The following is a 17,290-nucleotide window of genomic DNA, read 5'->3' as shown; positions in this document are numbered from 1 at the left end:
TACATTTTGTACTTTTATGATTATAAGCCAATCTATAAATTTTGACAACATTTTTCCTTACTAATGGATATTTTTATCAATATATTTCCCAAAGTCAGGAACAGCTATTTTATCAAAGTCACGAACTAACTTTGCTAGGCTTTCTGATAATAATTCACCACTCATTGGCAAACCATGTCCAGTAACTGCAACTTCAGGTTTTAAAGAAGCTAATTTCTCAACTGATTCTTTAGAAGCCTTCCAGTCAGTTGTAAGATATCTTGGCGGTCCGTTTATTTCTTGCTCTTGTGTTAATACTTTATAAAGTGAATCTTGTTTAACTGTTACAAATGCGTCCCCTGCAATCAAGGCTCCGTCTTTTTCTCTGAATAATGAAATATGTCCAGGAGTATGTCCAGGCGTATGGATCCAACGAAAACCTGGCATTGACGGAACAGAACCATTAGAAGGCAGTTTTTCTACATGTCTTCCAATATTAATGGGTTCATTTGGGAAAATAGGAGACATTTTTGCAACCATTCCACCTTCAACAGTTGGATCTGGTTCGGGATAACTCTTTTGTCCGGTTAAAAACGGAATTTCTAATTCATGTGCATAAACAGGCATCTCCCAATGCTCAATCAATTCTACAATAGCACCAACATGGTCAAAATGACCGTGTGTTAAGATAATGGCCTTAGGGCGACTATTTACTCCAAAATATTTTTCAGTTACATCAATGATTTCATTTGCTGAATGAGGCATTCCAGCATCTACTAACACAAAATCGTTTGTTTCTGGGTTTCCTACCAAATAAATATTAACAATTTGAACTGTATGACAAAATAAATCAGGCAATACTTGAATACTAATCCCGCTTCCGATGGAAGTAGCGGGAATAAATTTATAATCACTTCCATAATTCATTTCTTTATCCATTAACAGTACCCTCCTTTATTTACTACATAGATAGCTTCCCTTAGTATTAGTGACTTAAACCGAAAGGCACGGCATCTCATCTCTTAACCCTTTGCCAAATAATCTCGATCATCTGCCTGTGGAGGTTCCTCCAACCATCCATGTCTAATCATAATATTTGCTCCATCTTCAGCGTACAATGAAATTTCCGGGATTAATGACGCATATTTCAATCCGATATCTCTTCTTGGACTTGCTGCCAATGCCATTCCAAAATTCCCGATTCCTGCTGCAATCATCGCTGTTATATGAAACATGATTAACTTATCCGAAAAAACACTTATTGTACTATCTGTTACTGCCGAATCCCAACTCATTGGGGCAGGCAAGTCCTCTTTTATTAACAAATTTGTGAAGGTATCTATATATTTTTGCGAGAGCTTTTTCCCTCTTAATAAATATTGTTTAACATCTTCAGTCTTTGCAGTCTGAGCAAATCCCGTTATAAGTGCTTTTCCAACGGCATTCGTTTGAACATTTAAAAATAAATGAGTGGCTTCGACCGAAGTAATCGCTCTCTTCTTTCCAAAAAAACCAGTCAAAAACTGTTGCTTTTCTACAAAATCAACTTTGTCAGGAGTTGAAATATAAGGAGGTCGTACATAGGTACCTTGTTTTAACATTAACTCTCGTGTTTTATCCTGCAAGTTAATTCCTTCATTTAATACCATTTTATGAAAACTAACTACATCGGGGCGAGTTGCCAGTCCGAGTGCCCCACTGCTTGCGGCCATTGCAAGAATAGACATTTGTCGTAAATACATGAGTACAAAAGTATCGGAAAAGAGTCTTGGGGCTTGAGGATGTACATCTTGATCCGTAAACCCTATCGGTATAGGGAATTTTTCTTTAATAAAAATGTCACTCATTATTGAAAGATTGTTTTTGGCTGAATTCAATGTCTCTTCAATTATTGGGCGTACTTCCTGATCCTCAACCTTCTCTAGGAAGAAAGTGCTTACACAAACTGCTAGTGTATCATTTATAAATTGGGTCCATAAGCTAGACATTTCCGCAGCTGTTAATCGAATCTTTAATTTATCCTCCATTTCAACAACCTCCTATACCATACTTCTAGGAATAATATCTCCCTAATAGGAAAAAATATAAATAATTACCCAAACTCAAGCTTATAAAATGGAGATAGAACACTGTGCTGCCATATAGTGTTCTTTTTTATGCATCCTTAAAATTCTTCGTGGAGGATGGATAAAGACAGGTACTAAAACTATTATTCTGCATGTAATGTAAATAACGTTTATAGTATGTTTTAGAACATACAGCAATTATTATATGAAAAAAGGGGATAGAAAAATGAAAGCTGTCATTGTCAACCAACCTGGAGGAGCAGAGCAATTACAATTTCAGGATACTACAATGCCAAGAGTAAAATCAGGAGAACTTTTAATAAAGGTTAAGGGATCAGCAATTAATCGTACAGATATTATTTCAAGAGAAGGGAAGTCTGGCTACTTAAGCAATCCGATTTTAGGAATTGAAGTGGCTGGAGAAGTTGTGGATGCTGCAAGCGGCACAGAAATCGAGATAGGAGCACGTGTGATGGGGCTTGTTAATGGAGGCGGATATGCGGAATACGTTGTTATGCCAGCAGACAGAGCTATGAGAATTCCTGATCACCTCTCATTTGAAGAAGCTGCAGCTATTCCAGAAGTTTTCTTAACTGCGTATCAAACACTATTTTGGTTAGGAGAATTAACTGACCAAGATACAGTACTCATTCATGCTGGGGCAAGCGGGGTAGGAACGGCAGCCATTCAGCTTGCTAAACAAATGACTAATGCAAAAATTATTACAACAGCTGGTTCACAAGAAAAGGTAGATTTCTGTCGTTCTCTTGGGGCAGATATTTGCATCAATTATAAGGAACATTCATTTGCTGACGAGGTATTAAAAACAACAAACAACCAGGGTGTAGATGTGATTTTGGATTTCATTGGGGCTTCCTATTGGGAGAAAAATTTACAAAGTTTAAGAACAGATGGCCGCTGGGTATTAATTGGGATATTAGGAGGGACTGTCGTAGAAAAAGTAAATTTAATGGAGCTGCTTGTAAAAAGAGCTCAATTAAAAGCTACATTACTAACACCTAGAAGTGATGAGTATAAAAAAAAGTTAACAGAGGAATTTGTAAATAGGGCAATCCCTTTATTTAATCAAAATAAAATTAAACCAATAGTAGATCGAATTTTCCCATTTGCAGACATCCAACATGCGCATAAACATATGGAGGCAAATAGGAATATAGGAAAAATAGTTATACATGTAAATTAAGTTAAGATTTACCCCAGCCCATGTTTTTAGTATTGGTGAGCTAGTTAAATAAAATAATCTATTTTAAAAATTAATGTCGAAAAACTCTTAAAAAAGCCGATAATATAAAAAAGTTATAATTTTCTATCGGGGGAACAATATGAATGCAATCGAACAATTAAAATTATTGGATTTGAAAAATAAAAACAAACTAATGCTAATCATATACTTGATATCAACAGGTATTGGGTTAGTCAGTATGCTCGCATTAGATCCAAAATCTATAATGAGTATACTTAATCTACTTCAAGTAATTATCTATCCAATAGTATATGTTTGGACGAATAAAAGTAAGAAAGAGTATTTATTTCCCTATGTAATAGTCATAGGAATGAACGCATGTATGTTGATTACGACCTTTTTTGCAGATGGCAATCTTGCGGGTGTTATAAGTGTATTTTTCTTTACTATCTTTGCTGCTGTTCCATTTAATAAAAAAATCTTTGGAATCGGTTTTGTTTTCGGGGTAATTATCCTTTCCTATAATAGCTTTTTTCCAGAAGACACATACGCTTATTTGAAAGACGAATTTGCATCATTTCTATTAATATATTTGCTATCAACGGTCCTTTTAAGTGTATTAATTCATCTAAATGATCAGCAGTACAAAAAGCTTCAAGAATATATGGATCAAGAAGAAGCAAATTCAAAATCCAAGGAAGAACAAAAAGTAAAGCTCGAAAAAGAGCTGCTGACTATTGCGGAAAGTTTAAGTAAAGTGAATGAAAAAATTCAATTTAGTGTTGCTTCACAAGATGAAATAAGGATTGCCATAAGTGAAGTTTCATCAGGAAGCCAGATACAAAGTGAACAAATTTCAGGCATTGCTAGCAATGCACATAATAATTTAATGGTTTTAAATGAAATGAACAGATCAACAAAGGAACTTATTGAAGAATCTGTTCAATCTAGTAATGCGGCTGAAGAAGGTCAAACGAAAGCGAAGCAACTTATGAATGAGATGGATAATTTGCAAACTGTTATTAGGGAGCTTAATGATAACTTTATAACACTAACTCAAAAAATTGAAGAAACAAATCAATTTGCCCTTCAAATTCAGCAAATTACAGAGCAAACGAATTTATTAGCATTAAACGCTTCCATTGAGGCTGCGCGAGCAGGTGAAGCTGGGAAAGGATTCTCCGTTGTAGCAGAAGAAATAAGAAAGTTAGCTGATACAACGAAAGGAATCACTATTAAAATTACTGAAAACCTTATTGATGTTAACAAGACTAATGAGTTAGCCCAAGGAAATATGAAAGCAAGCAGTGTGAATTTAAACCAAAGTGTGGAATCAACTAGAGAAGTGGAAGAGAAATTTTCTGAACTAAATATGATGCTGAAAAAAGTAAACAAAAAGTTCCAAGAATTTGATGCTCTATCTAAAGACGTAGGAAGAAACAGTGAAAATGTTGAATCATCTACTAATGATTTCGCAGCAATTATCGAGGAAGCAACAGCAAGTTTGCAGCAAGTAAATGCCTCAATTGAAACAATAACTGCAGATAATCGTTTAATTGCAGAATATATCCAACAAACAGCAGAGAGTGCAGAAAATATTAAGAAATCATTTAATTAAGAGAATAAGTGATGAACGAGAAGAGGAAAATTGGTATGGTACTGATCTTACTCTTCTTTTTTTTCTTACGTTTAAGATAACTATTGTCAAAATAAAGACAGTTCAATTTAATAATTAAGATGAAAATACGATAAATTGTATTTTGTTATAGATAAAATACTACATATAGTGCCAACCTGGTAAATAATGTGCTCTTTCAAGTGCTGGTAAGGGAATCTGGTGAGAAGCCAGAGCTGTACCCGTAACTGCAAATGCTGATAACTCAAAACATGTCGAGGAATTGTTGGAATATTGTGATGCATTAGTGTGCGGACCCTTTATAATAGAGAAAAGAGATATTACACTGCCGTTCCGTGGAAGCTCAGATCAAAGAATTATTAAATTGAACTAGAGTAGTTTACCCATGTAATAAAACTTAAATTAGAAGGAGGTAATCGTATGGAAAGCAGCACTTATAAAAAAAGTGATGTTCTTTATGTTATATTATTAACTATTAATCATGGGAAAAAGCTAACTGAACCAGTCATCCATAAACATATTTCATTCTTAAGGAAACTGGAGGAAAAGAATCAGTTAGTGCTGTGCGGCCCTTTTCTTGACTATAAAGGTGGAATGGTTGTTATTCGAGCAGAATCAATGGAAGAAGCAAAAGCAATAGCTGAATCCGATCCATTTATCACATCAGGATTGGAAAGCTATGAAATACGTACAATGGAAGTTTCTTCTGAAGAAAACAACCATCTTGGTATGGGATAATTAAAGAATTTCAAAAGAATGGCCGTTGATGTAACATTACTAACGGCCATTCTTTACAATGATGGTTTTCTTTGCCCATATACATAGTTAGAAGACGTTTGTATACAATTTATGAACTTTACAGTAGCAAAATGATTTTCTTGAGAACAATATTTATAATGAAATAGATTGGAGAATGGAAGTACAGCAGCCTAATCATCAGATGATTTCAACAGAAAGGGTTTGCTTATTAAATGCAGCTTATATTAACATTTGTCATTTTAGGTCTTACAATCTTTCTTTTTATGAGTAATCGTGTACGTGCAGATTTAGTTAGCCTTATTGCATTGCTTGCATTTGTTATGACAGGTATCTTAGATCCGGCAGAAGCACTGGCAGGCTTTTCGAATTCAGTTGTGATTATGATTGCTGCATTATTTGTTGTAGGAGCGGGCATTCTTCGTACAGGACTTGCACGTAAGGCAAGCAATTTGCTATTGCGCTGGACAGGTAATAGTGAGAAAAAGTTATTTTTTCTCTTGCTAGTTATTGTTGCTGGAGTGGGCGCCTTTATGAGCAACACGGGGACGGTAGCCATTATGCTGCCTGTAGCAACGGCATTAGAAAAAACAGGGGGAATGGTGGTTCTTTCAGAAGGAATCATAGATGTAGCTGGCGGGTATGGACCATTAGGTGTGTTAGCTGGTATATATTTAATTACAATGGTTTTCGGCCAATTTATTAGTAATACGGCAACTGCGGTGTTATTTGCTCCAATTGCGATGAATATCGGGGTTAGCCCCTATCCATTCTTAATAACGGTTGCGGCTGCAGCGAGCATGGCGTTTGCAACTCCTGTTGCCTCACCAACAAATGCAATGGTCATGACTGCGGGAGGATATAAATTCAGTGACTTTTTAAAGATAGGAATTCCCTTACAAATAGTCATGTTCATTGTAATGATGTTTATTATACCATTATTTTTTCCATTTTAATCAGGCGCTATCCGTAACGGATAAGCGCCATTTTTTGCACAGGAAAGTTGAAATTCTGAACTTTATGTGAAATTATTGAACTTTATTGTAAATTTAAGTGTCTTAGAAAAACGAAATATTTGATTGCTTAATTATTTTAGAGATATATTTAATGAAGTTAATAATTATATGGTTTATAAAAAGATTCCAACTTAATAAGGAATGTGACTGCTATGAAAAGATTGAGTAAATTATTTTCAAAACAAAAAAAGGTACAAATTGATTTTTGTGAAAAAAATCTAGATCGGTTTTTAACCGAAGAAAATAGCTCTGATTATGAGCGTTTCCTGAATCAGAATCATATTCAATATAAGGAATACAGCTGTCAAAGCAAATGTGAGCAATGCAAGAAATCCCCCTATGCGATTGTAGACGGTGAATTCATTGCAGCGGAAAATTCGGATGAACTCTTAGTAAGGCTTAAACATATCGCAAGTAACAATATTAAGGAGTAGAGAGCAGTGCCAAGATTATTCGTTCATTTTACCTTCATCTTTTTTACGCTAACAGCTTTGTCAGGTGTATGGATGCGTTTTTCTCCATTTAATCCGACTACTTCGATTCCGTATATAAATGTGCTTCACGGGCATTCCCATTTAGCTATTCTAGGATGGGCATTTTTGGGTGCTTATATTATTTTCTTGTCTGTATATTGGCGTACGATTAGGCAGAGGAATCAGGCAATCGCACTGACCATGATGTTATTTTTGACATCCCTATTGATGTTTGCCGCATTCTTATACCAAGGGTATGGCATCATTTCTATCGTTATGTCTAGTATCCATATTTTTGTAGAGTATTGGGCAGCGGTATTTATTATAAGGCAATTAAAAATTCAGAATGAAGTGCCAAAGTCTGGGCTATTATTTATCAAAGCCTCATTAGTAAGCTTAGTTATCTCATCTTTTGGGCCCTTTTCACTTGGGTATATCTCGGCAAACGGAATGAAAGATTCGATATTCTTTGATGTTGCGATTTATTTTTATTTGCATTTTCAATATAATGGATGGCTTTATTTATTTTTAGTCGGTATGTTTATTATTCTTGTCCATTCGAAAGGAATTTTAATCCGAAGCACTTTCATTAGCTATGGATTTTGGATCTATATTATTTCTCTATTCCCCAGCTATTTTTCAAGTATTTTGTGGGTGGATTTAGGCGTATTGAGTATGAGTCTGGCAGCTTTTGGCGTTATAGGACAATGGATTGGAGTTGTTTTTACCCTGCTTGCCTTTAAAGCCATTTGGAAAGAACTTGCTAGTCATGTATCAAAATTTACAATAACTTGTCTTTACATAACCTTTTTGTTGTTGTTTTTTAAAAGTACAATGGAGCTAGGATTACTATCGCCTACATTAGCAAATGTAATATATGATACGAGAAGTATTGTTGTTGGATATTTACATTTTACATTATTAGGTTTTGTTAGTATTTTTATAGTAGCCCAATATCAGATGATGAATATAATCACATCTAAATGCCTATCTGTTCTCGGCTTTGCAATATTTATTGCAGGATTCATACTGAATGAAATGCTGTTATTCGGTCAAGGACTTCTTAAATGGCTTGATTTTCCGAGATTGACCTTTGATACAGGTGGCCTTTTATTAGCAAGTAGCTTACTGTTATTGGGGATTCTCATTCTTTGGCTTTCATATTTTCAGAACAGTAATAACGAATCTTCTTGTAGATGAATAAAAAAGAACACGAATAAACCTGTCAAAACATAGCGTTTTGACAGGCATGATATGAACAGTAAGCAATGTTTATATTTTTTTAGAAAATAGCTTTAGTAATGGATGCATTTTCCTATCAATAATTTTTAACTCATTCATTAATAAATCATCCTGATGATCGGCTACCCATTTCTTCAGTTCATGTTTATCCTGACAATGGGTTAAATAAGTTTGTCCACCTTTTCCTACAGCATTTACAATAAATCTACAAGAGGATTTCCTCATGCTTTCCCGCCTTTTATAATGATTTGAAATTTTGCCTATTCTGTTAAGTTAATAATCTATTTTCTTTTTTGAATTTAGCATAATGACTCCATTCGTCATCTGGATTTCATGGAATTTATCATAATGTCCTTACTTCGTTCTTGTCAAGGTAAAATTATTTTGATTAATTTTTCGAAAAACATAGGAATAGTAAGCTAGGTGAAGCTTTCGTTGTATTAACTGAAGAAAATTATTGAATATGGATCAAAGTAACAACTCTTGCCGTCTTAGCAGCTGCAGTTTGGACGCATATCAGAGGAAAAGTAGATGTTGTGTTATTTAGACGCAAAATTTTGATTGGATAATAGAAAGACCGAGGGTAGCGTACTGCCCTCGGTCGCAATAGCTAATGGAAAGACTAGAAATTATACCTTAAATCTCTCATTTATTGTTTTTAAATCGGTTGACATGTGGCTAAGGCTGTTGGCTAAGGATTTAATTTCCGTCGTTGAGCGGTTCATTTGCTGAGAAGATGCTGCCACTTGTTCAATTCCCGCCGCATTTTCTTCTGAAATGGCCGCGATTTCATCAATTGAGTTCGCCATCATCTGCTGTTTATTTGTGATAAACTGTAATTCATTGTACATATCAGTAACTAAGTGATTCATATTTAAAATGATGGCTGAGATTTCATTGAATGCCTTACTTGTTTCACTTAAACGATTCTGACCTGCAACAACTGCATCTAATCCGTCTTTCATGTGCATGACCATATCATTCGTGTTACTCTCCACCTTTTTGACGATAGATTGAATTCCATCAACAGAGTTGGATACTTGTTCGGCCAACTTTTTCACCTCAGCTGCAACGACTGCAAATCCCTTTCCATGCTCTCCAGCTCTTGCGGCTTCAATGGCTGCATTTAATGCAAGCAGGTTTGTTTGTTCTGCAATATTTCTTATGAAAGAAACAAGTTTAGACACTTCCTTTGTATGTGAATCTAGTTTTTGTACATCAGAGGTTGACAGAGAAATCTTCTTGTAGATATCATCCATTGACTCAATAGTATGATTCATAAGGCTAATGCCAGTTGATGCGGATTGTGTAGTCTCCTCATGCGCCTCTTGCAGCTTTTTTCCATTTTTGTTTGTTTGATTAATTGAATATGAAAATTCTCTCATATTTTCAGCAAGGTTCATGGCAAGTGAGGCTTGAGATTCAGCTCCAGATGCCATTTCATCCATTGTCTTAGCTATTTGAATCGTACCATCATTTAGTTCAGTTGCCCCGTTTAATAAACTAATACTCTGATTATTTACATTGACCGATAATGTTTGCATTTGGTTTACAATTTCTTCAAGCGTGCTGGTCATGCTGCTCATCGCTTTATGCAGTAAGCCAATTTCATCATTGGCTTGATTCTTAATTTTCAATAATTGGCTATTTGCCTTTACAAGATCACCAGTTGCAATCGTTGATGCAGCCTTACTTATCTGGGTTAAAGGCGATAGCTTTTTGCCAAAAAGTTTATATGTAACAGTAATGATGATGCATAAAAGCAGCATTGATATTCCTAAGAAAATGGGGGTAGTTTCCATTAATACTTTTTTTGTTATTGAATGGACTAAATTTGCCTCCATATCCACCCCAACGATTCCAATGACAGTTCCTTTTTCATCCTTAATTGGTGCAAATGCTGACATGTATTCTCCATATTCAGGATCAACGACAATATCCGTACTGCTTGTTCCTCCATCCAATATTGGGGTTAAATCCTCAATTGATGTTGATGTAGTCATTTCACCGATATCAGCAGCTTCTTCTGCAGTTGGGTATCCATCGATCATAATATGGGTCCCATTATTCTTATCAATCAGGAGTGTATATACATAAAGTGCACCTGTTTTTTCTCGATAATCATTCAGCTGTAATCGAAGTTTATTGTAGGTGCTATTTTGAACAGGATTCTCTAAGAACTCTTTATACATAGCAGGGTCAATGGCAGCGGAGATTCTTTCCGCGTGAAGAATGGAAGTCTCCTTTAATGTTTGTTTAATTGATGATTTGGAATTAAGGTATAGAAATCCCGAGTTCACAATGAATAATCCAATGATGATTAATAATAATATGAATGATAGTGTGCGTTTGAGCGATTTTTTTCTTTGCAATTTTTATTCCTCCTGTCTGAATCGTTGTCTAATTATATCGACAAAATGCGACAAAATAAAGAAGTTATTTATAAAAAGGGGAATGTAAATGAAGATTCGATTTGGGTATGTCGCGAATGCCTTAGGGTTATGGGATGCGAGTCCCTCTAAAACACTTACATTTACTCGGTATTCCGCACTTCCAAAAGAAGAACGGTTAGAAAAGCTTAAGGCAGTGACTGCCCAGAATATTTATCATACCAAAAGGATTTTGTATTATAATCTGGCAAATGAAATAGAACTTTACCGATTTTCGAGTGCGCTTGTTCCATTAGCTACGCATCCAGAGGTAATGTGGGATTTCGTTACACCCTTTAAAACGGAGTGGGAAGAACTTGGACAAATCGTAAAACAGATAAAACTGCGCCCTAGTTTTCATCCTAATCAATTCACACTGTTTACTAGTCACAAAGAAGAAGTTACAACGAATTCGATTAAAGATATGGAATATCATTATAAAATGCTTCAAGCAATGGGGATATTAGAGCAGGGGATCATTAATATTCACATTGGCGGAGCGTATGGAGAGAAAGAAATGGCATTAAAACGATTTCACGATAATATAACAAGCCTGCCTACTGAGATAAAAAAGATAACGACACTCGAAAATGATGATAAAACGTTTAATGTAGAAGAAACCCTTCGTACTTGTGAAAAAGAAAATATGCCAATGATCCTGGACTACCATCATCATTTAGCAAATAAGGGAGGAGTGGATCTTTCAATCTATCTGCAGCGGATTTTTAATACTTGGGAACAAACAAACCTTTTACCGAAAGTTCATCTTTCATCCCCGAAATCAGAAGGTGCATTTCGATCCCATGCAGATTATGTTTCGAAAGAGTTCGTTCTCCCTTTTTTGAAAATGGTTAAAGAGATTAATATGGATATAGATATTATGATAGAGGCAAAGATGAAAAACTTAGCCATGCAAAGGCTTGTAGAAGAAATTGCATCAATTCGGGGAGTTAAACGAATAAAAGGATTCACTTTAGAGTGGTAAATGAAGAATGGGACAGAGGGACAGGAAAGATGTCCCATCCCATTACCATTTCCGTTCTTTTGTTGTGCTTCCATGATTGTTTAAGCACCGAATCACTTCTAGCAGTAATTGAAGTCACACATACTTTTGATCCTTCATTGCATTTTTTGGTTCATTTCCCCCATACATTCCTGTACAAGAGTTACTCCTTGACTCATGGATGCTCCACCGCCAAATGCAGCTGTTACTCCAACTGCTTCGAGAATTTCTTGTTCGGAACATCCGTGGTCAAGGCAGCCTTTCGTATGATAAATAATACAATACTCATCCTGAGCATGGAGACTAATCCCAAGTGCGATTAATTGCTTTTCCCTTTGAGTTAGTGCTCCTTCTTGAAAGCACGCTTCAGTAAATGAATGAAAATGACTTGCAAATTCAGGCATTTTTTCTGTAAACATACTTAGTCCTTCTTTGTATTTAATTAGTGCAGCTTCAGTCGAGCTCCTAGCTTCAAATGTCATTTTTCAATCAACTCCGTTTACAAATTTGGGTGTATCAAAAGTTATTATGAGCTGATTAAAGATCTTTAAACAAAAAAGTTCTACTTGTTTTGATTCACACTTTCCATAAAAAAGAAAACATAAACTCAAGAGTAAAAGGCAAAATTTTATAAAGAGATTATAGGACAAAGGGGCAGGAATTTTGTCCCTATCAATGAGGTGATAGAATGAATAATTTTCAAGCAGGCGATGTTGTTTATGTTTTCTACCGAAATCCCCATACACAGGATGTGGCAAATATTCAAGCAGCAGCTGTAGTGAATAATCCTGATAACCCTAATGAACTGGCATTGTTTTTATATGAGACATATTATCCCTTATCTAATGAAATGGCTGTTTATTCTACAGAAGAAGAGGCAAATGCTGCTTATCATTATTATTACGGAGATATTTCTGAAGGGGTGCTGGAATGAATAAACCATTTACCCCTAGGCTTGTATACTTTGAACCACAAAGCCTAGATTATCCGTTAGGTAAAGAACTATTGAAAAAGTTTGAAAAAACGGATGTGGAAATCCGCTATACTACCTCTCATAACCAAGTAAGGAATCTCCCGGGAGAGAATGATCTACAAAGATACCGGGTGGCAAAGTCGACGCTCGTCGTTGGTATTCGAAAAACGTTAAAGTTCGATACGTCAAAGCCTTCAGCAGAATATGCCATTCCATTTGCAACAGGGTGTATGGGGCACTGCCACTATTGCTATTTACAAACGACGATGGGGAGTAAACCATACATTCGTACTTACGTAAATGTGGATGAAATTCTGGAAGCTGCCGATAAATATATGGAAGAGCGTGCACCAGAGCAAACAAGGTTTGAAGCATCCTGTACATCTGATATTGTAGGAATAGACCATTTAACTCATTCATTAAAAAAGGCGATTGAACATTTTGGAAAATCTGACCTTGGAAAGCTAAGATTTGTTACAAAGTTTCATCATGTAGATCATCTGCTGGATGCCAAACATAATGGAAGGACAAGGTTTCGGTTCAGTGTAAATGCTGATTACGTAATAAAGAACTTTGAACCGGGGACTTCTCCTTTAGAAAAAAGAATTGAGGCGGCAGGTAAAGTTGCTAGAGCTGGGTATCCTCTTGGCTTTATCGTTGCCCCCATTTACCTGCATGAAGGCTGGGAGGAAGGTTACTTCTATATGTTTGAGCGATTAGATAAGGAACTGCCTCCAGAAGCGAAAGAAGATTTGACCTTTGAGTTCATACAGCATCGTTTTACAAAACCGGCAAAGCGAGTCATTGAAAAGAACTATCCAATGACAAAATTAGAATTAGATGAAGAGAAACGACGGTACAAATGGGGGAAATACGGGATAGGAAAATATATTTATCAAAAAGAAGACGAAGAGGATTTGAAAAGTCATCTATTTGATTACATGAAAAAATTCTTTCCGAATGCAAAACTAGAATACTTCACTTGATTCATAATCTACCATTTGATAAATGGCGTGAAGAAATTGTTAAAAAGTGATTTAGGTCCTGAAACTCGTTAGCTGATAAAAATATTGAATAAGGACAAGGAGTATGTTCGAATTTTCAATCAACTCCTTCATTAAAAATGAATATAAATAATATTTAGGATTAAATATAACAAGGGGATGGTGAAAATACATAGAAGTGTAGTAATTAATACACCTAACGAAGCAAATAAAGTATCTGCACTATATTTCTGAGAGAACAGTGTGATAGTCGGTGCAGCAGGCATTCCAGATACGAGCATAGCAATAATCAGCAATGAAAATGGGACGCTTAAAAAAGTAAATGGGAGTAATAAAAAGGGGATAAATAATAGTCTAGCGAATGCCATTTTCCATAAGTAGCTATTTTTAATCAATAGAAACAGTTCTTTATAATTAACTTTAGCGATCATGCTGCCAATTAGCAGCATAGATAGAGGAATGGTCATGTTACCCATGCTTTCCAGCACGCTAGATACTATCACAGGCAAATGGTATGGAAGCAGAAAAAGAATAATTCCAATGAATGTAGAAAAGATTCCAGGATTGCAAAAAACTTGTTTCCAGATGAATGTATGCTGGCTTTTACTAAATAGGAATAGTCCGTACGTCCATATAAGTATCAAATAACATAAATTAAAGATTGTTAAATAAATAATTCCTTGCTCTCCTAAAAGAATGGAACTAACAGCATAACCAATAAACCCTTGATTCCCAAAAATTATTAAGCCCTCATATACATTTTTTTGTTTGTGTGTAAGAACTGCTCGTTTTTTCATCCATTTTGCTAAAAAGCATGATAAGACAAGGATATAGATGGACATGGAAATAAGCCAAAGAAAATCTTTTATTATATTGGCGGAAAATGGAATATCTAAAGAAAATAAGATGAGGGCAGGTAAGGTGATATATAGGATGAACTGTGTCAAAACGTCATTTGCATGTTCATTTAAGATGTTCTTTTTCCTAACAATAAACCCAAGAAAGGCGATTCCGTAAAGGACTAGCATTTCTTGCAAAAATGCTCCTGCTGAAGACATAATATTCCCCCTTGCTATAATATGACTAAATATCTAGGACGTAAATTATTTTCCACTTTAATTAAACACTCTTAGGTATCTTAGTTAATATTATGGAGGGGAGGAGGCTGAGGTGCTAATGCAACTTCTGGATGGAAAACAAATTGAAAGTGTTCCCTGTATATTAGAAAAGAAATGGCAGTATGAAGCATTTAATTGTTTTAAAGAAAAACTATCCGATATCAATGATCCCTTTCCATGTATCCCAGCTACTATAGGTTTTAAACTAAATCATTTTAGATATGTCTTTTTAGATGACCCTAGGCTTAAAGAAACCCCAGCTGAATTAGCCGGATTGCTTAAGAATTATGGTCAAAAATCTAAAAGCTTTGGTCACTATACATCGTTAATTGCTATTTTCAATACACCAGAAGATTTAATTAGAAAATATACAATAGAAGACTATCGCCTGTTATTTTGGACTTTATTACGTGAGATAAGTACATTAGACGAAATAGAATGGCCGAGTCATATCCCGCGAAATCCAGAACATCATGTTTGGGAATACTGCTTTGGAGGGGAGCAGTACTTTATGTATTGTGCAACCCCTTCCCACAAAAATAGAAAAAGCAGGCATTTTCGATATTTTATATTTGCCATTACCCCACGTTGGGTATTGGAAGAATTTAATTTAACGATTAACTATGCCAATAAGATACGAAAAAATATTCGAAACCGAATAGTAAATTATGATAATGTAGGAATCCATCCTGATTTAAATTTATATGGAAGCAACGAGAATTTTGAATGGAAACAGTATTTCCTTAGTGATGATCTTTCAACTCCACCCCAATGTCCTTATTCATTTTTTTATACAGATAATAAAGAATAGCTTCCCCAGTTTTAAAAATGAGTAAGTCAGTATATTTCCACTTGCTATGGTAAAAATAAGATTGGTGTGATACACCACTACCGGTAATGTGGAGGGAAATAGCCATGAATATTCGTGAAGGCATAATTCCGACTGCATTAGGGTCTGCTGTTACTGCAGCGGGATATGCAATAAAGCAACAGCGTAATTCAAATAAAATGATTGCCAATACAATTTTTGGATTTGGCTTAGCGCATGTAGTATTAGGGGTTATTGATCTAGTCGAACATCGACGTTAAGAAGAGAATGGGACAAAAGGTTTTCAGTAAATGGAAAAACCGAACTATTATTTGAAACTCTCTTTTAGAGCTTCAGTGTAGTTCGGTTTTTATTATTTTTCACGTGTTTAGTAAAGTATATTATTCGGATTTAGAAATGGATAACTTAGTTTTGTCCCAGCCTCTTACTATTCAGTAGTACTTTCTATAGTGAGAGGGAATGTCAAAACTTATTTGTATGAAACGTGCAATGAATACAAACGATAGTAATGAATCTTAAATGGGTGGGTAAGATTCACTTAATAACAAAGTGTAATTCATAACATGCTATGAATAGGAGATGAAATGTTAATGAGAACCATTCAGCGATTTGCATTAGCCCTAACAATTATTGGAGCACTCAATTGGGGTTTAATTGGATTTTTTAATTTTGATTTGGTTGCCGCTATATTTGGAGGACAAGACGCAGCTTTATCAAGAATTATCTATAGCCTTGTTGGACTAAGTGGTATCCTTTGCCTGACTCTTCTTTTTAAAGTGTGGGAAGAGAGAGAGACAGTGGAACCAACCAATCAAGGATATGGAAAAGTCAATTACGGGACTGAGTTTGGTGAAGAATCAGATATAACAGATGTAAGAGATATATCGGCAAGAAATGACAAGGATCGACAAGAGCTAACATAAAGGCAAGAAAAAATCGAGTAATTTAGTACTCGATTTTTTTTTGTAATTGATTATCCTAATCGTATGATCTATTTTTCCATTAGTGGTCACATGATAACTTAAAAAGACAGCCTGTTATGAGCTTAACAGTGTATCAATCGAATTTAAAATTTGGTTAATTTTTTGTTCTCCCGCCAATTCCCATTTGCTTTTATCTCGTATGTACCCATCTTTATCTATTGGTTCTTGAAATTGAGTGAGCCCCGTCGTGCCTGTAAGCAATGAGTGTTCATCATAATCTAGTCCAATATTAACAACATGCTTAATCACATAGGGGGTTCCAAATTCAATATAAGCATTAGAATGATCCAATGCCCCCTCGAGAACATTTATAGGAACTCTCAAATAAATCGTTTCACCGCCCTCGCGCCATAACACTGCATCAAATTTCCCTTGATGGTAATCAAAATTACTGCAGAAACTGCAACCGTTTAGGTCAAATAAGTCTTTTACAATGCCAAAATAAGCTCTTTTTCCTTCAATTTCCGATTGTAATTGAATCACTTTTTTATTCACTCCTGTTAAAATGGTTTTTACTATTTTGTACTAAATGATGAATAAAATACCGATCATGGCTAACTATTAGACCGAATAGTAGAA

General features: G+C 35.3%; 19 protein-coding genes and 1 pseudogene. 13 read left to right on the top strand and 7 right to left on the bottom strand.

Annotated features, from left to right (window positions below; genetic code table 11):
* Nucleotides 1-60 precede the first annotated feature (60 nt).
* Together RUH74_RS08020 and RUH74_RS08015 are read right to left on the bottom strand one after the other, a co-directional pair.
* Nucleotides 61-918 carry an MBL fold metallo-hydrolase gene (locus RUH74_RS08020; RefSeq protein WP_313799762.1) on the bottom strand — a complete coding sequence of 286 codons (858 nt, stop codon included), beginning with the start codon at nucleotides 916-918 and terminating at the stop codon, nucleotides 61-63.
* An 83-nt stretch (nucleotides 919-1,001) separates the two neighbouring features.
* On the bottom strand, nucleotides 1,002-2,006 hold the full coding sequence (locus RUH74_RS08015; RefSeq protein ID WP_313799761.1) for a DUF3231 family protein: 1,005 nt from the start codon (nucleotides 2,004-2,006) through the stop codon (nucleotides 1,002-1,004).
* Nucleotides 2,007-2,271: 265 nt separating this feature from the next.
* On the opposite strand from RUH74_RS08015, the gene RUH74_RS08010 reads away from it, so the two are divergent.
* The 7 genes and pseudogenes from RUH74_RS08010 to RUH74_RS07980 all read left to right on the top strand — a co-directional run bounded on the left by RUH74_RS08010 (nucleotide 2,272) and on the right by RUH74_RS07980 (nucleotide 8,330).
* Complete coding sequence (locus RUH74_RS08010; RefSeq protein WP_313799760.1) at nucleotides 2,272-3,249, top strand: NAD(P)H-quinone oxidoreductase; 978 nt, start codon at nucleotides 2,272-2,274, stop codon at nucleotides 3,247-3,249.
* A 139-nt stretch (nucleotides 3,250-3,388) separates the two neighbouring features.
* On the top strand, nucleotides 3,389-4,867 hold the full coding sequence (locus RUH74_RS08005) for a methyl-accepting chemotaxis protein (protein WP_313799759.1): 1,479 nt from the start codon (nucleotides 3,389-3,391) through the stop codon (nucleotides 4,865-4,867).
* Nucleotides 4,868-5,129: 262 nt separating this feature from the next.
* Nucleotides 5,130-5,258 (top strand): annotated as a pseudogene (locus tag RUH74_RS08000) (4Fe-4S cluster-binding domain-containing protein); the annotation flags it as partial.
* Between the two features lie 47 nt (nucleotides 5,259-5,305).
* Entirely contained in the window at nucleotides 5,306-5,623 is a 318-nt protein-coding gene (locus RUH74_RS07995; RefSeq protein ID WP_313799758.1) for a YciI family protein, read from the top strand.
* Between the two features lie 233 nt (nucleotides 5,624-5,856).
* Nucleotides 5,857-6,597: an SLC13 family permease gene (locus RUH74_RS07990; protein WP_313799757.1), complete on the top strand. Its 741-nt coding sequence runs from the start codon at nucleotides 5,857-5,859 to the stop codon at nucleotides 6,595-6,597.
* A gap of 212 nt (nucleotides 6,598-6,809) precedes the next feature.
* The gene (locus RUH74_RS07985; RefSeq protein ID WP_313799756.1) at nucleotides 6,810-7,091 is read left to right on the top strand and encodes a DUF1450 domain-containing protein; all 282 of its coding nucleotides are present in this window, start codon (nucleotides 6,810-6,812) and stop codon (nucleotides 7,089-7,091) included.
* Between the two features lie 6 nt (nucleotides 7,092-7,097).
* Nucleotides 7,098-8,330, top strand: coding sequence for a hypothetical protein (locus RUH74_RS07980; RefSeq protein WP_313799755.1), 1,233 nt, complete (start codon nucleotides 7,098-7,100; stop codon nucleotides 8,328-8,330).
* A gap of 72 nt (nucleotides 8,331-8,402) precedes the next feature.
* Here the strand turns inward: RUH74_RS07980 and RUH74_RS07975 are convergent, their stop codons facing one another.
* The gene (locus RUH74_RS07975; protein ID WP_313799754.1) at nucleotides 8,403-8,597 is read right to left on the bottom strand and encodes a hypothetical protein; all 195 of its coding nucleotides are present in this window, start codon (nucleotides 8,595-8,597) and stop codon (nucleotides 8,403-8,405) included.
* Nucleotides 8,598-9,001: 404 nt separating this feature from the next.
* Nucleotides 9,002-10,744, bottom strand: coding sequence for a methyl-accepting chemotaxis protein (locus RUH74_RS07970; RefSeq protein WP_313799753.1), 1,743 nt, complete (start codon nucleotides 10,742-10,744; stop codon nucleotides 9,002-9,004).
* A gap of 88 nt (nucleotides 10,745-10,832) precedes the next feature.
* On the opposite strand from RUH74_RS07970, the gene uvsE reads away from it, so the two are divergent.
* Nucleotides 10,833-11,786, top strand: a complete 954-nt coding sequence (gene uvsE / locus RUH74_RS07965; RefSeq protein WP_313799751.1) for a UV DNA damage repair endonuclease UvsE — start codon at nucleotides 10,833-10,835, stop codon at nucleotides 11,784-11,786.
* A gap of 134 nt (nucleotides 11,787-11,920) precedes the next feature.
* Here uvsE and RUH74_RS07960 read toward each other — a convergent pair whose 3' ends face one another.
* Nucleotides 11,921-12,286: a carboxymuconolactone decarboxylase family protein gene (locus RUH74_RS07960; protein WP_313799750.1), complete on the bottom strand. Its 366-nt coding sequence runs from the start codon at nucleotides 12,284-12,286 to the stop codon at nucleotides 11,921-11,923.
* Nucleotides 12,287-12,492: 206 nt separating this feature from the next.
* Here RUH74_RS07960 and RUH74_RS07955 point away from each other — a divergent pair, with 206 nt between their 5' ends.
* Together RUH74_RS07955 and splB are read left to right on the top strand one after the other, a co-directional pair.
* Complete coding sequence (locus tag RUH74_RS07955) at nucleotides 12,493-12,738, top strand: transcriptional regulator SplA domain-containing protein (RefSeq protein ID WP_313799749.1); 246 nt, start codon at nucleotides 12,493-12,495, stop codon at nucleotides 12,736-12,738.
* Nucleotides 12,735-13,763 carry a spore photoproduct lyase gene (gene splB / locus RUH74_RS07950; RefSeq protein WP_313799748.1) on the top strand — a complete coding sequence of 343 codons (1,029 nt, stop codon included), beginning with the start codon at nucleotides 12,735-12,737 and terminating at the stop codon, nucleotides 13,761-13,763. Before RUH74_RS07955 ends, splB begins: the two co-directional genes overlap by 4 nt.
* A 131-nt stretch (nucleotides 13,764-13,894) precedes the next feature.
* Here splB and RUH74_RS07945 read toward each other — a convergent pair whose 3' ends face one another.
* Nucleotides 13,895-14,839, bottom strand: coding sequence for an AEC family transporter (locus RUH74_RS07945; protein ID WP_313799747.1), 945 nt, complete (start codon nucleotides 14,837-14,839; stop codon nucleotides 13,895-13,897).
* A 118-nt stretch (nucleotides 14,840-14,957) separates the two neighbouring features.
* Between RUH74_RS07945 and RUH74_RS07940 the strand changes: the two genes are divergently transcribed.
* The 3 genes from RUH74_RS07940 to RUH74_RS07930 all read left to right on the top strand — a co-directional run bounded on the left by RUH74_RS07940 (nucleotide 14,958) and on the right by RUH74_RS07930 (nucleotide 16,651).
* Entirely contained in the window at nucleotides 14,958-15,710 is a 753-nt protein-coding gene (locus tag RUH74_RS07940; protein ID WP_313799816.1) for a YqcI/YcgG family protein, read from the top strand.
* Between the two features lie 104 nt (nucleotides 15,711-15,814).
* On the top strand, nucleotides 15,815-15,988 hold the full coding sequence (locus RUH74_RS07935) for an asparagine synthase (protein ID WP_313799746.1): 174 nt from the start codon (nucleotides 15,815-15,817) through the stop codon (nucleotides 15,986-15,988).
* A gap of 330 nt (nucleotides 15,989-16,318) precedes the next feature.
* Nucleotides 16,319-16,651, top strand: a complete 333-nt coding sequence (locus tag RUH74_RS07930; RefSeq protein WP_313799745.1) for a DUF378 domain-containing protein — start codon at nucleotides 16,319-16,321, stop codon at nucleotides 16,649-16,651.
* 114 nt (nucleotides 16,652-16,765) lie between these two features.
* Here RUH74_RS07930 and RUH74_RS07925 read toward each other — a convergent pair whose 3' ends face one another.
* A complete protein-coding gene (locus RUH74_RS07925; RefSeq protein WP_313799744.1) occupies nucleotides 16,766-17,194 on the bottom strand; it encodes a YugN family protein in 429 nt (142 codons plus the stop codon).
* Nucleotides 17,195-17,290: the final 96 nt, after the last annotated feature.

Source organism: Cytobacillus sp. (assembly GCF_032154635.1).
Lineage (GTDB): Bacteria > Bacillota > Bacilli > Bacillales > Cytobacillaceae > Cytobacillus.
The sequence above is the reverse complement of the archived record's forward strand: the minus strand, read 5'-3'. Positions and strand labels throughout refer to the sequence as shown.